General features: G+C 47.2%; 13 protein-coding genes. 10 read left to right on the forward strand and 3 right to left on the reverse strand.

Annotated elements, in window-relative coordinates:
• From ACO0LF_RS30650 to ACO0LF_RS30660, 3 genes are all read left to right on the forward strand, one after another.
• A partial coding sequence (locus ACO0LF_RS30650) for a DUF2252 family protein (RefSeq protein ID WP_423021091.1) occupies positions 1-533 on the forward strand: 533 nt, incomplete at its 5' end.
• A 143-nt stretch (positions 534-676) separates the two neighbouring features.
• Complete coding sequence (locus ACO0LF_RS30655) at positions 677-2215, forward strand: IS3 family transposase (RefSeq protein ID WP_423021093.1); 1539 nt, start codon at positions 677-679, stop codon at positions 2213-2215.
• Between the two features lie 114 nt (positions 2216-2329).
• On the forward strand, positions 2330-2566 hold the full coding sequence (locus ACO0LF_RS30660; RefSeq protein ID WP_423021095.1) for a hypothetical protein: 237 nt from the start codon (positions 2330-2332) through the stop codon (positions 2564-2566).
• A gap of 221 nt (positions 2567-2787) precedes the next feature.
• Here ACO0LF_RS30660 and ACO0LF_RS30665 read toward each other — a convergent pair whose 3' ends face one another.
• Entirely contained in the window at positions 2788-3417 is a 630-nt protein-coding gene (locus ACO0LF_RS30665; RefSeq protein ID WP_423021097.1) for a helix-turn-helix transcriptional regulator, read from the reverse strand.
• A 217-nt stretch (positions 3418-3634) separates the two neighbouring features.
• Between ACO0LF_RS30665 and ACO0LF_RS30670 the strand changes: the two genes are divergently transcribed.
• The 7 genes from ACO0LF_RS30670 to ACO0LF_RS30700 all read left to right on the forward strand — a co-directional run bounded on the left by ACO0LF_RS30670 (position 3635) and on the right by ACO0LF_RS30700 (position 8774).
• Positions 3635-4720 carry a hypothetical protein gene (locus tag ACO0LF_RS30670; RefSeq protein WP_423021099.1) on the forward strand — a complete coding sequence of 362 codons (1086 nt, stop codon included), beginning with the start codon at positions 3635-3637 and terminating at the stop codon, positions 4718-4720.
• Positions 4721-4772: 52 nt separating this feature from the next.
• A complete protein-coding gene (locus ACO0LF_RS30675; protein WP_423021115.1) occupies positions 4773-5027 on the forward strand; it encodes a hypothetical protein in 255 nt (84 codons plus the stop codon).
• Positions 5028-5252: 225 nt separating this feature from the next.
• Complete coding sequence (locus tag ACO0LF_RS30680) at positions 5253-5837, forward strand: ferritin-like domain-containing protein (protein ID WP_423021101.1); 585 nt, start codon at positions 5253-5255, stop codon at positions 5835-5837.
• Between the two features lie 69 nt (positions 5838-5906).
• On the forward strand, positions 5907-6278 hold the full coding sequence (locus tag ACO0LF_RS30685) for a c-type cytochrome (protein WP_423021103.1): 372 nt from the start codon (positions 5907-5909) through the stop codon (positions 6276-6278).
• A 114-nt stretch (positions 6279-6392) separates the two neighbouring features.
• Complete coding sequence (folE2, locus tag ACO0LF_RS30690) at positions 6393-7187, forward strand: GTP cyclohydrolase FolE2 (RefSeq protein WP_423021105.1); 795 nt, start codon at positions 6393-6395, stop codon at positions 7185-7187.
• 246 nt (positions 7188-7433) lie between these two features.
• A complete protein-coding gene (locus tag ACO0LF_RS30695; protein ID WP_423021107.1) occupies positions 7434-7598 on the forward strand; it encodes a rubredoxin in 165 nt (54 codons plus the stop codon).
• The gene (locus ACO0LF_RS30700; protein WP_423021109.1) at positions 7599-8774 is read left to right on the forward strand and encodes an FAD-dependent oxidoreductase; all 1176 of its coding nucleotides are present in this window, start codon (positions 7599-7601) and stop codon (positions 8772-8774) included.
• A gap of 1293 nt (positions 8775-10067) precedes the next feature.
• On the opposite strand, the gene ACO0LF_RS30705 is transcribed toward ACO0LF_RS30700, so the two are convergent.
• Positions 10068-11789, reverse strand: a complete 1722-nt coding sequence (locus ACO0LF_RS30705) for a hypothetical protein (RefSeq protein WP_423021111.1) — start codon at positions 11787-11789, stop codon at positions 10068-10070.
• Positions 11790-12275: 486 nt separating this feature from the next.
• A partial coding sequence (locus ACO0LF_RS30710; RefSeq protein WP_423021113.1) for a transposase occupies positions 12276-12502 on the reverse strand: 227 nt, incomplete at its 5' end.

Genomic DNA, 12502 nt, shown 5'->3' on the forward strand with positions numbered 1-12502 from the left:
CTGCATACTGGGTAAAAGGCTGTAGCTCGCTAGGGTTACTTCGTTATGCAGTGCTATTAAATGTTGATGACCCTACGACGGCTGAAATTGAATTATGTTTAATGGACATCAAGGAGGCAATCGCTGCAAAAGCGCCGCGATATGCAGATGTCAAGATGCCTATTATTAATGCTGAACGTATTATTCAGGGAGCTAGACATTTATCTCCTTCACTGGGGGACCGAATGTCTGCCGGGCGTATTAATGGAAAATCAGTTTTTGTGCGTGCTCTACGTCCTGAAGACCTTAAATTAGACATTGAAGAATTGCATCAAAGTGAAGCAATCAAACTTGCCCGTTACTTTGGCGCCATTGTTGGGAAAGCACATTCCAGGCAAATGAACAAAGAAGTAGCGCTCTCTTGGCACAAAGAAATAACTCGCAATACATCAACGAAAGGCACACCAAACTGGCTCTGGAAGTGTGTCGTAGAATTAGCAGCGCTCCACGAAGCGAGTTATCTTGAGCATTGTAGACGTTATTTTGATACGTAAGTTTAGTGATTCTGAATGCTCGATTTATCTATGAGGCTGTTATTGATCCTGTCTATATAGATTTGAAAAGCATGGGTTGATTTTCACTTAAATTTGACCCACTGGAGGTGCGGACAATACCTTGGACTACTTGGAGGTAGTTCATGTGCTCATACGAAGACCGCATTCGGGCTGTCAAGCTTTATATCAAGCTCGGGAAGCGCATCCGCCCCACCATTCGGCAGTTGGGCTATCCAACAAAGAATGCACTCAAGAGTTGGTATCGAGAATACGAACAAAGTCGCGCTCTGCAGGCAGGGTATGTTCGCTCAAGGCAGAGGCATTCTGACAAACAAAAACAGGCGGCGGTTCAACATTACCTAGAGCATGATCGCTGTATTGCTTCAACGATGAAGGCGCTGGGATATCCCGGCCGTGCAACGCTCACTATGTGGATTGATGAGCTGTACCCAGAAGTTCGCCATCGCGTTATCGGCAGAGCTGCAAATGTACAGCACTGCCCTGAGTTCAAGAATGCGGCAGTCATTGATCTGTGTACCAGGAAGACAAGTGCACAAGCAATTGCTCAAAAACTAGCGGTATGCAGGCCGACGTTGTATAACTGGAAGAATCAATTACTCGGTCGTGAGGTTCCCTCATCCATGAAACATCAGAACGATTCAAAGCCAGTTTCTGAGCAAACAGAGCTGCAGCGGCAAGTCGAGTCGCTTCAGCGGGACATCCGGCGATTACAGCTAGAACACGACCTCTTGAAGAAGGCCAATGAACTGTTAAAAAAAAGCCTGGGCGTCGATCTGCAGATACTGAGCAACCGGGAGAAGACGCTGCTGGTTGATGCCCTGAAGCAAACCTATTCGCTGTCAGAACTCCTGGTCGAACTTGATCTCGCGCGCAGTTCCTACTTTTATCATCGGATCCGACTCCGGGGTGCTGATAAGTATGCTGATGTGCGTCTCGCCATCACCGAAGTGTTCGAGTGCAATCATCGTTGCTACGGTTATCGACGGATGCGTGCTGCACTTGGCAGGCACCAGATGTTTATCTCGGAGAAAGTGGTACAACGTTTGATGAAGCAGGAATGTCTGGTCGTCACCGCTAACAGAAGGCGTCGGTATGGATCCTATCTGGGCGAAATCAGCCCAGCGCCAGAGAATCTCATCAATCGGGACTTCCAGGCTGCCACCCCAAATGAGAAATGGCTTACCGACATCACGGAATTCCAGATTCCGGCTGGGAAAGTGTATTTATCGCCAATGATCGATTGCTTTGATGGCTTGGTAATCAGTTGGTCTATCGGTACACGTCCAGATGCAGATCTGGTGAATACGATGTTAGATGCTGCCATTGAAACGGTAGGAAACGGCGAAGACCGACCTATCGTTCACTCTGATCGTGGCGCCCACTATGGCTGGCTTGGGTGGCTCTCAAGGATACACAACGCAAAGCTGATTCGTTCAATGTCTCGCAAAGGATGCTCCCCCGACAATGCGGCCTGTGAGGGCTTCTTCGGACGGTTGAAGACGGAGTTGTTCTACCCTCGGGACTGGCAGGCTACAACCGTTGAGCAATTCATTCAGGTAGTTGATTGCTACATTCGCTGGTATAACGAAAAACGCATTAAAATATCCCTTGGCTCACTCAGTCCTCTCGAATACCGAGAAAGCCTCGGATTTACGACATAAACCAGTCCAAGTTTTACGCCGCACCCCCATTGCCGGATAATTTGCATCTATTGTGACTCACGTTTAGCCCACAACCCCACTTATCATGATGAATAGGGGGCAGGAGTGATTGACGTGGCATTACCAGGTATTATTCGACGCTGGCACATGCGTGACCAGATTCCATTACGGGAGATCGCCAGGCGACTGAGCATCTCTCGCAACACTGTCCGGCGCTATCTGCGCTACGCGGATCGACAAACAACCAGTGCCATTGATAAATATCCATCTGAGCTTTCAAGCTGGCTTAAAACCGAAGCAGGTAAAAATCGTAAGCAGCGACGCAGCTTAAAACAAATCATTTGGATCTGAAACAGCTGGGATTTGAAGTATTGCATGAACGTGGGTACCTTCGCCAGGAAGTGGACGGTGGATCAAATTGACCTGGTCATTTCAGTTAGCAAACAACAGACAGGGGACTCTGATGTCCATGCTCCGCTTTTCTCCAATATTTCTTTCAAAAATTTGCATTTGTGCAAGGAATTGCTGAGTCGAGGCCATGCGCAAGCAAGACTACTTGAACAAGAAAATCTCTATTTTTCTTTAAACTTAAAAGCGCAAATATTTCCCCCTGTTGCCATGCATTCCTCATGATCTACCGAGCTATCTGTGAACGTGGACATAAGTGCGATATCAAATTTACAGATATGCGGATTGGAAAAAGCAAGCGTATGGAAGACGCAATTGCTAGCCTCGATTTTTTCTGGTTTATCAACGTTGCTGACATTGGCGTTGTAACCTAACTGATCCATAATTTCAGATAATTTCTTCACCTTATCACTACGATTGGTCAGTTCAGGGTATTGAGTACGTAGTTGAGTCCCTATCCGGGTTCCCATCGCAATGAAACGATCCTCAACACCAGCAGCTCCACTTTCTTGTTGAAGAGACTCTACTAATAATTGGGCGAACCAAGCATAGTGGCGCGTAAAGCATTCATTGCCCTTGTCGGTCAAAATATACAGTTGCTCCGGCCTGCCGCCAGAGGCTCGAGTGATGCTTTTTTTTAAAAGGCCGTCATTTTCCAACGATGCCAGATGCTGACGAACTGCATTACGTGTAATGGCAAGTTGCATCGATAATTCATCGGCGGTCATTCCCGCTTTGTTTTTTAATAGCAGTTTGAGTAACTCCTTCTGCCGCATCCCTAGTATCTCTAACACGTCCCCTCCTTGGGGTAAAAGCTAATTGCTTAAGTATTGCCAGTTTTGGTATTGCTCCATTTTAAACCATATCAGCCATAAACAATTTAAAACATATTTTACTGTTCAAAGTTGGTTTAATGGTTTAAAGTCACTTCACTAAACCCTACTGAGCTGTAATTGCGATCAGTTACGCAGCGACTGACTGTAGCCAGGAAAGATAAAAGCGGAAACCACGATGTCAGTTCATTCACTAAAAAAAACAACGCATATTTCATCCATAAATACTTGCGCCGAGAAACCGATGCCACATGCGCGCGAAGTGCAGCTTCCTAATGGCAGTACTTGTATGCCGCAGCACTATATTCAATATCAACACAATCTTGTTAGCTTGCAGGAAATTATCTCCGATATTAGTTTTTGCGATAACGTGCCAATTTTTGCAGACGAAGATAGGAACGGCTTGTTTCTGCAAGTAGGAGTGGTTGGTCGCGAGAACTACAACCGTGATAATTTGATACGGCCACATAAAATTGTATACGGCAGAAAATGGCGTATTGAAGCGTATACCCCAACGTCTGAAGTCATACAAACAGCTTTTTTGGCGATCAAGAAAGCGCGAGAACATGAAGTGCGTGAACTTCTTACCTTACAGGATTCTAGTACGGGTAAGCAGAGTGCCGCATTTAGTAGCCACCATGATTTGCCTCTTATGGCGCGCAATACCGACCTTTTCGATGGCTCTGGTAATTCGGCAGAATACGATATTGCCGACATCAGTTTATGCATAAGTACGATACGTTTCGGCCAAAGAGTTGTTCGTCTCATAGATTGCACCAAATTAAAAAATGGTACGCACATTCTTGAGTTGCAATTAGATGAAGCACCTCTAGTTAGGAAATTGGAAGGAGATATGCCGGAATTCGATCAAGCCCGGTTGAGCCTCTTATGCAAGAAACTCAATCGCAACGAGTTATTGCACGAAATTATGGATAACCTAATTCAATTGAGTGATCGCCATGTTGCTGAGCATTTTCAATACCAAGGTTTCAGTAGATTTAGTCGGCAACTTGATCCTTTTGGTGTTGCAAAGTTATCTATCGCATGCAGACCGTATTCAAGAGATAAAGCAAATGCCACCTTTTCAAAAATATTTTTTGATATTAACAATCAGGTGGATGTTTTACGCGTCCCGGCAATTGGCTTCGGAACGTTGGCGAAAATAAATGTCGGCAAGTTAGGAAAATTTAATTCTCTCATCGGACATATGCCGAAGGGATATCTTTCTCAAGATCTCAGACAAGAAGTGTCAAAAAGAAGATAGCTAACATCTGTTGGCAAGCCTGAATCGCTATTGAAACAGTGTCTGGCTGTTCATCACGGATAATCGCGTTCCCTTCGACAACAACTGGGCGGAAAGGAATATCCGCGCGCCTAAATTAAAGTATAAACATCTGGTTGCTTCCGTAAGACCCAAGGTTTTGATACGTTCTGCACTATCTACTATCTACTATCTACTATCCACTGCCATCTGCCCACTTTACGCAAACAGCAGCAGCCTTTATTCAAGACGCTTGTGCTCTCATTCTTTAGAGATATGTTTCAACCTCGCTTGTGGTCTGAATAGCTAACTACTTATAAAAAAAGATCACTAGGAATGCGACTGGCGCACCCATTCAATTCACACGGGCAACGTGGCGCAAAGATAACTTTTTTCAAAAAATTAAGGATTAATCGAAATTTAAACACTTTAAACATATTTAACTGTACAAACTATATTAATGCAATTATGATGCTCTCACTCCAACCAAATGCAGTGCATGCGAGGTGATGGAGGATTAAACCTGGAGAGAAAAATGATCGGTAAATTATTGGAACAAGGGAATACACGTCGCGGTTTCTTACGTGGAACCGGCGCAGCGATGCTTTCAAGCAGTGCAGTTTTACTACTTGCTGGCCAAGATGCTAATGCAGCCAATAGCAAGGGTGATGTCGCCAATGATGTTGGCATCCTCAACGTCGCACTCGGTCTTGAACATCAGGGGATCAACGCTTACACCTTGGGCGCTAAAAGCGGATTGCTGCAAAAACCAGTCCTGGATATTGCGTTGCGTTTTCAGGATGATCACAAAATTCATAGAGATTTATTGATCGGAGCCATTGTCAAATTAGGTGGTAAGGCAGTCGAAGAAAAGTCTTTAGATATTTACGCAAAAGCACTGAATGCTGGCGAACTCAAAAATCAGGAAGATATATTGAAACTTGCGTTGTCATTAGAACTCGGTGCGACCAACGCCTATTTAAGTGTAATCCCCGCTTTTAAAGATAGTGCCTTTGCAAAAATAGCAGGAAGACTGGCTGCCGATGAAGTTGCGCATTGGGCCATCCTGAACAACGCTCTGGGTCTGCCTTTACCAAAAGCCATGCTGTTCGGAGCTTAATTAATTTCTCTGCCTTATTTGCTGCTAATTCCAAAAATGGTTTTAGCAGTCTTCATTTTCGAAGGAGCTATGATGAAAAATATCTTGAACACTTTAATGTTTTGCGCTGTATTGAGTAGTCCGTTAGTGCATGCAGAGGGCGATGTAAAGAAGGGCAAACTTCTCTATAGCGCGAATTGTATTGCTTGCCATTCGATTGAAGTAAGTATGGCAGGTCCTGCACATCGGGGCGTGTTTGGCCGCAAGGTAGGGGCGGTTACTGATTTTAATTACAGTCCAGCACTTAAAAAATCCAAATTGATTTGGGATGAAAAAAACTTGGACAAATGGCTGAGTAATCCCGAAAAACTGATACCTGGACAGCAAATGGGATTTTCTGTCGCAGCGGCAAAAGACCGAGAAGATTTAATCGCCTATTTAAAGAGCGAAGCTAAGAAATAGTACAGATTCAGGATGTGTCACAAAATTATCCAGCGTTGATCCTAAGTAAAAAAATACAAGTTAATCACATTGAAGATCGCAATAAAGTAGGCGATCCGAACAAAGAGAATGAATATGAATGTTCCCCAAAAATTGCCATTGCCAGATGTGCAGGCACGAGTAGATTCCCGCCAACTAAAGATTGATAGCGTGGGTGTCAAAGGTCTGCGTTATCCGGTGATAATTCGTTCAAATGGCATTGACACCAGCAGTATCGCAAACATCAATATGAGCGTCGGTTTGTCTGCCGCAGTCAAGGGTACCCATATGTCTCGCTTCGTTGAAGTGCTGGAAGCGAATGTGACATCGATGGACAACACTGCATTAATGGAAATGGCCGGTACCATGGTGGAACGTTTGAACGCTGAAGCTGGCAAGATAGAAATGCGTTTCCCGTATTTCATTCAAAAAACCGCGCCAGTTTCCAAGGTGCAGAGTTTGCTAGATATTGAAGTAAGCTGGCGCGCCAGAATTGATCAGGATGGCGCTAAGCAGAATAGCCTGCAAGTGATCGTGCCTGCCACCAGTCTTTGCCCCTGTTCCAGAGACATTTCTGCCTATGGAGCGCACAATCAACGTTCACTCATTAGCATTACAGTAGTTTTAGCGCAAGCCATGAGCATAGAAGAGCTAGTGGCTATCGCTGAGAGCAGTGCATCGTGCGAAGTATATGGTCTGCTGAAGCGAGTTGACGAAAAATACGTTACTGAGCGCGCCTACGAAAATCCTAAATTTGTCGAAGACATGGTGCGCGATGTGGCGCTAGCTTTGAATAGACACTCCAGCGTATTGAGTTACGAAGTCGAAGTCGAGAATTTTGAATCTATCCATAACCATTCTGCGGTGGCAAGAATTGTCAGCGAGAACTGAGACGAGCCGTCTTGGGTCTTGCTTGTGTGTTCCGCATCAAGCATTTTTAAAAAGCTTAACAATGTGCTTGGCGTTCATTTTTTTCGGTTTGATTGTAGCGCACTCCAGAAAAAAAATTTAACTCACCACAAAAGAAATCAGCGATGTCGCTGAATATCTAAAGACTTAGTAATACATCAATGCAATAAAAATGAAATATCGCTCGACCTATGCGATGGCTCTCTATTCAACTATTAAGTGATTAACATGAAAACATATCAATGCAGTATTTGCGGATTAATTTACGATGAATCTTTGGGTTTTCCAGAAGAGGGTATCCCCGCTGGCACTCGCTGGAACGACATCGCAGCAGACTGGAAGTGTCCGGATTGCGGTGTCGCGAAGGCGGATTTTGAGATGGTAGAAATCTAAATGCGGCCCGTCATCATCATCGGTAGTGGCATGGCCGGCTATACTGTCGCAAGTGAATTTCGCAAACATGACAAAAGCACGCCACTACTCGTCGTGAGCAATGACGACGGTGCTTTTTATGCAAAGCCAATGTTATCGAACGCTTTTGCAATGGGTAAACTGGCCACGCAATTAGTCAGCCAAACAGCAGAGCAAATGGCACTGCAACTCGACGCAACCGTAATGCAATATATGAAGGTAAATCAAATCGACAGCATCAGTAAAACCATTAGCACCGTAAATGCTAGGCTTGGCTACAGCAAACTGGTCTTGGCCGTTGGTTCACAACCAATCCGCTTACCTCTCGCCGGGAATGCCGCAGATCAAATCATGTCGATCAATAACTTGCAAGACTATAAAAAATTACGTGAAGCGATAGCCGTAAAGGCTGGAGCAACGCGCATTGTCATTTTGGGCGCAGGTCTAATCGGTTGTGAATTTTCCGATGACCTGACTACCGCCGGTCATCATGTGACCATGGTAGATCCTAATCATTTGCCTTTGTCTGGATTAGCACCACAGCCCATTGCACACGCACTAAAAGTCGCTCTGGAGCTGCGCGGTGTGCAATTTATCATGGGTACGACTGCCAGCTCTATAGATCAACATCAAGATACCAAGTCGCTGCAAGTCAGGCTGGCCAATGGTGCAATTGTGATTGCAGACATCGTAGTCTCAGCCGTCGGCTTACGCCCAGATGTCATGCTGGCGCAAGGAGCGAACTTGGAAACAGAACGTGGCATTGTAGTGGACGTGACGGGGCAAACCAGTGTGCAAGATATTTACGCTATCGGCGATTGCGCACAATACACCAATCCGAAAAATGGGGAGTGCCAGATTCTACCCTATATTGCGCCGATCATGGCCGCCGCCCGCGCCATTGCCAGCAACCTGGCCGGTGACGCCAAACAAATTGAGTTTAAACTTTCCCCAGTAATAGTTAAAACACCTAGTTACCCGATTGCGCTGCTACCGCCATCGTCACATATTGTAGCGAAGGGGCGTTGGGAGCTCGAGAGAATTGCTGAGATGAATATCAGTAGATTTTATGATGTGGGAAATCAGATGAAAGGGTTCGCAGTTAGCCCGCATGAAGTGAAAATACGGACGGCGTTATTGGCTGAGATAGTGATGTGAACAGATGTTGAACTTAAATTTTCTTTTGCGAAGAAGAAAGGCAATGATTTCCGATGGCCTTTGAAAATCAAATTCAGTTGTCTTCGCTAAGCTTGGACGGTGCGTTCAGTTGGTTGTTCGTTATTGGTATTTTCGTCAAGGTTGCAAGTACAGCTTGTGGACTCCTAAATCGAGCTAGACCATTCTTATCTATCAGGTTTGAATACGCAATTTGGTGGGGAAGCAAAATGTCCGCATTGATTGTTTGTTCCTCCGCTTTTGCATTGTCTTGGCTGTGGAATGACACTGCTGGGCTTTCCGTGTTTGGGGGGCTTTTTGTGTTGACACTTCCGTTAGTCGTCTCTCTCGTAGCACGGCGGATGAATACGGGACAAATAACTTCGCCCTAATCATTTAGTCGCATGTTCCTGCTTCGCACCCAGTAACACTGTCAATCTATTGAAGACGTAAAATTGACTATTATGAGCATGTACCGGACTAATCTAATCAATCACTTCATTAAAGTCCCAGCAATCATTCAATTTAGCAGTGACCAGGTCTCTTCAGGATGTTTGAATTTCCTGGGCAATTCAGATGGACAGGCCAGAAGCTAGCGTGCGGTCCAGCTGCTTGACTGCGCGCCGGGTCGGTTTGTTGTTGAACAGCGCGCTGATTTCCGCAGACTTGGCGTCGAACTGTGCGGCCACGTCTTTCAGCCAGCAAATGAAATATATGTAGGTTGACCGGCTGCTTCCTTAAGCAGACGTAGTATCCTAATGAAAGCTCAATCAGAAACTAGAGTAACTGAACGACCGGTACTCAAATACGGAACCAAGCATACGTCCGTTGGCTCTGCCTGCAACGCGCACACTGCCGTGCAATAGATTACCATCAATCAGAATATGGCCCTTTGGTTACAGTCACCAGCACGGACGACACTTCAGCGGTGCCCACGTACCTAGTACCGGCGACCACCTTGAACGGTTTTTGCACCGCGTTCCATTCAACGCAATTGCTACAATGAATCTCGATGTTGTCCCTATCCTCGGAATACAGTTGTGCGATCGCTGCGCTGGAGACGGTGGCACACTGGGAAGACAAGGAGATAAACCATTTATTCATTTGCTAGCATGCATGTGGAGTAGATCAAAGGCGCGACGCCAGTCGGGTGCGCACGATTATAATTGTAGAAGAACCCACTGCGCTATTCTCTCTTTCTCCGCCACGGATGCGGTTGGTTCCCAGGGCACAGTGCACCAAAGACCTTGAGCCAGTCACACTAGAGAACTGACGGGGCCTACGCATTGAAATGGCTTACCGAAAGAAACGTAATTGTTGGTCTGCAGATGCCCATGCGTGCGCGAGCGCTTGCTTGGCAACGTTCGCTTCGACCTCCTTGCCTTGGGCAGAAAGTGCTAGTGCCAACCCATGCAAAGCCCAGCCATTGCCAGGATGACTTCCCAGGTCTACACGAAAAGTGCGCTCGGCCTCGGCAAAACGATTGGCTCGCAATTGCATGGAACCCAAACGATGGAGCGGCCCGCCGGCTAAAGCCGGCGGCTCGGAATGCTCAGCAAAGGCCGCTGCCGCTATCGCTTGAGATTGCAAGGTGAGCGCTGCGTCGATCTGCTTATTTGCAAACGCAATTTCGGCATGCAACTGTGTCTGGGCGCTGCCCACCAGGCTGCGCACCATGCTGGCGCCAACGCCATTGCCGCTGTGCTTTGCCAATAGCATTTGCGCTTTCGGTGTAAGCCGGTCTAACGCCGCTCTGGCGCCATCCGCCTGACCATTATGTAACAAGGCGATTCCATGCGCCATTTCGCCCAGAACTGTTGCCATTCCCTTCCCACCTCTGGGTAGGGGTTCCTTGATCAGCAAATCCCATCGATGCAGGGAAAGCATTGTCAGCATGGGAAGGCTGCGCACGTACTCGCCATATTCGTTGTCACCCTTGGCACGCCCGGCCGCGGCTCGTGCGGCCGCGAGCGCAACGTCACCATGCCCTTCCATCAGGGCTGAATACCATTCGAACTGCAAACTATGGTCGCGCCAATCCATATCACTCGAAAATCGTTGTCTTTTTAATTCCAGCATCATAGCATCGTCGGCGGCCACGGCCATTTGATTGACCAGCGTTGCGTCGGCATATCGGCCCAGATGGACATAGGTATGCGCGGGCATATGCAATAGATGGGCCGCATGTGGTGCCAACTTGCCCAAACGGTCGGCCGCCGCCAAGGCGCGCTCGGCAACAGGCACAGCGTCTACCGCATGTATCAGATAATGGTTCAAGCCGATATGGTCAGGATAACGAAGCAGCCCGGCTTCAAGCATGTCGGCAACGTCGCCGATCCGTCCGGAAGGCTTTTTGGTGACCAGGTCCCAACGCTCGCCCGGTGTAGCGATCATTTCGGCTTCGGCATACAACGCAAGCACATCGGGATCGTCGGGAAAGCGCGCCAAAACATTTCGCATGTCCTCAGCATAGGCAATGTCGAGCCGATCTGCCGGCTCGGCCGCGGCCGAGCTGGCAGATCGGCAAATTTCTCCGAGCGGGAGGACCTGTCCTTGACTCGTCTGCTTGGCAGGGCCATATCTCGTGGCGAGCGAGGTAATCAGCGCCAAGTCACGCGCCGATGATTCTTTACTATGGGCAATAGCGTAGTCGGCATAGCGGCTCGCGTCACCTACATCGCCACGCTTCGGGTTGTTTATGTTGGGCCCCATTTGCAATGCCACGCCCCAAGCGCACAGAGCACAGTCGGGGTCTTGTGCCAGCGCCGCCTTAAAAGCACGAATCGCTTCCGGGCGATTGAACGCATAACCTTGCGCCATGCCTTGGGCGAACCAGCGGCGCGCAGCAGCATTGGCCTGCGATGGCTGCAAGCTGCTGTGACCGTATCCATCGAGTATTGGCGCAGTCGCCTTCCTGTCTATGATTGATGGCAAGACAGTGCAAGCCCCGATCACGCCAAAAAAAAAGACCAAAGCACAAAGTCGCAGTGTGGGAGCGGATAAAACGTATGTGAACATCAAAAACACCTTCCAGAAGTCGAATTCGGAAAATTAATCCCAGTCATCGCGAGCGATTTTACAAATTAAAGGTAGCTCGCCATCGCGCTCCGCGGATGATGAAGAGTCAAGTACAGGGGACGCCTAACTGATCTCCAGTTTTTTTGGTACTGCATAGAATAGCACGCTCTCGAAGTAAAAACATATTTAAATGTCTTTAATGTTTAAATTGTAAGTATTTTGGCTCTAGGCCTGCTCGCAGAGGCTTGTGTCTTTTGCGGTAACGAAAGGCGTGATGGAGCCAACCTTCTTGAGCCGCTTGAAGTTGCGCTGAAAGGGTCTCTACATCTCTGTAAAACCCGAGGGAATTGTAGGTGGCCATATCAAAGAAGAAATGGTGGCTATTTTAAAGTGCCAAATAGCGGCTACTTTGAAATAAGAATCGGTGGCTACTTTGCGGTAAGAATTCATGAGCCTGCAAAAATAACTGTGTAAGTCCTCCCGGAACTATTGGTGAGCGCGCATACGTTCACCAAATTCTATATCAAAGCGATTGAGTGCCTGTCGCCAGTGTTGTATAGGCATGGTCCATTTCTTCGCTGCCTGTTGTATCGCCAGGTACACCACTTTCATGGCCGAGGCATCATTGGGGAACAATTTTCTGCGTTTGGTGGCTGATCGAATGACGCTGTTAAGTGATTCGATGGCATTGGTTGTATAAATGGCCCTGCGTA

Source organism: Undibacterium sp. Di27W (genome assembly GCF_049340345.1).
In the GTDB taxonomy this organism is placed as follows: Bacteria; Pseudomonadota; Gammaproteobacteria; order Burkholderiales; family Burkholderiaceae_D; genus Undibacterium.

Excerpts from the sequence above, each read along its gene's own strand:
- ACO0LF_RS30670 (WP_423021099.1), top strand. The coding sequence starts at position 3,635 with ATGTCAGTTCATTCACTAAAAAAAACAACGCATATTTCATCCATAAAT.
- ACO0LF_RS30705 (WP_423021111.1), bottom strand. The coding sequence starts at position 11,789 with ATGTTCACATACGTTTTATCCGCTCCCACACTGCGACTTTGTGCTTTG.
- ACO0LF_RS30655 (WP_423021093.1), top strand. The coding sequence starts at position 677 with ATGTGCTCATACGAAGACCGCATTCGGGCTGTCAAGCTTTATATCAAG.
- folE2 (WP_423021105.1), top strand. The coding sequence starts at position 6,393 with ATGAATGTTCCCCAAAAATTGCCATTGCCAGATGTGCAGGCACGAGTA.
- ACO0LF_RS30685 (WP_423021103.1), top strand. The coding sequence starts at position 5,907 with ATGATGAAAAATATCTTGAACACTTTAATGTTTTGCGCTGTATTGAGT.
- ACO0LF_RS30700 (WP_423021109.1), top strand. The coding sequence starts at position 7,599 with ATGCGGCCCGTCATCATCATCGGTAGTGGCATGGCCGGCTATACTGTC.
- ACO0LF_RS30695 (WP_423021107.1), top strand. The coding sequence starts at position 7,434 with ATGAAAACATATCAATGCAGTATTTGCGGATTAATTTACGATGAATCT.
- ACO0LF_RS30680 (WP_423021101.1), top strand. The coding sequence starts at position 5,253 with ATGATCGGTAAATTATTGGAACAAGGGAATACACGTCGCGGTTTCTTA.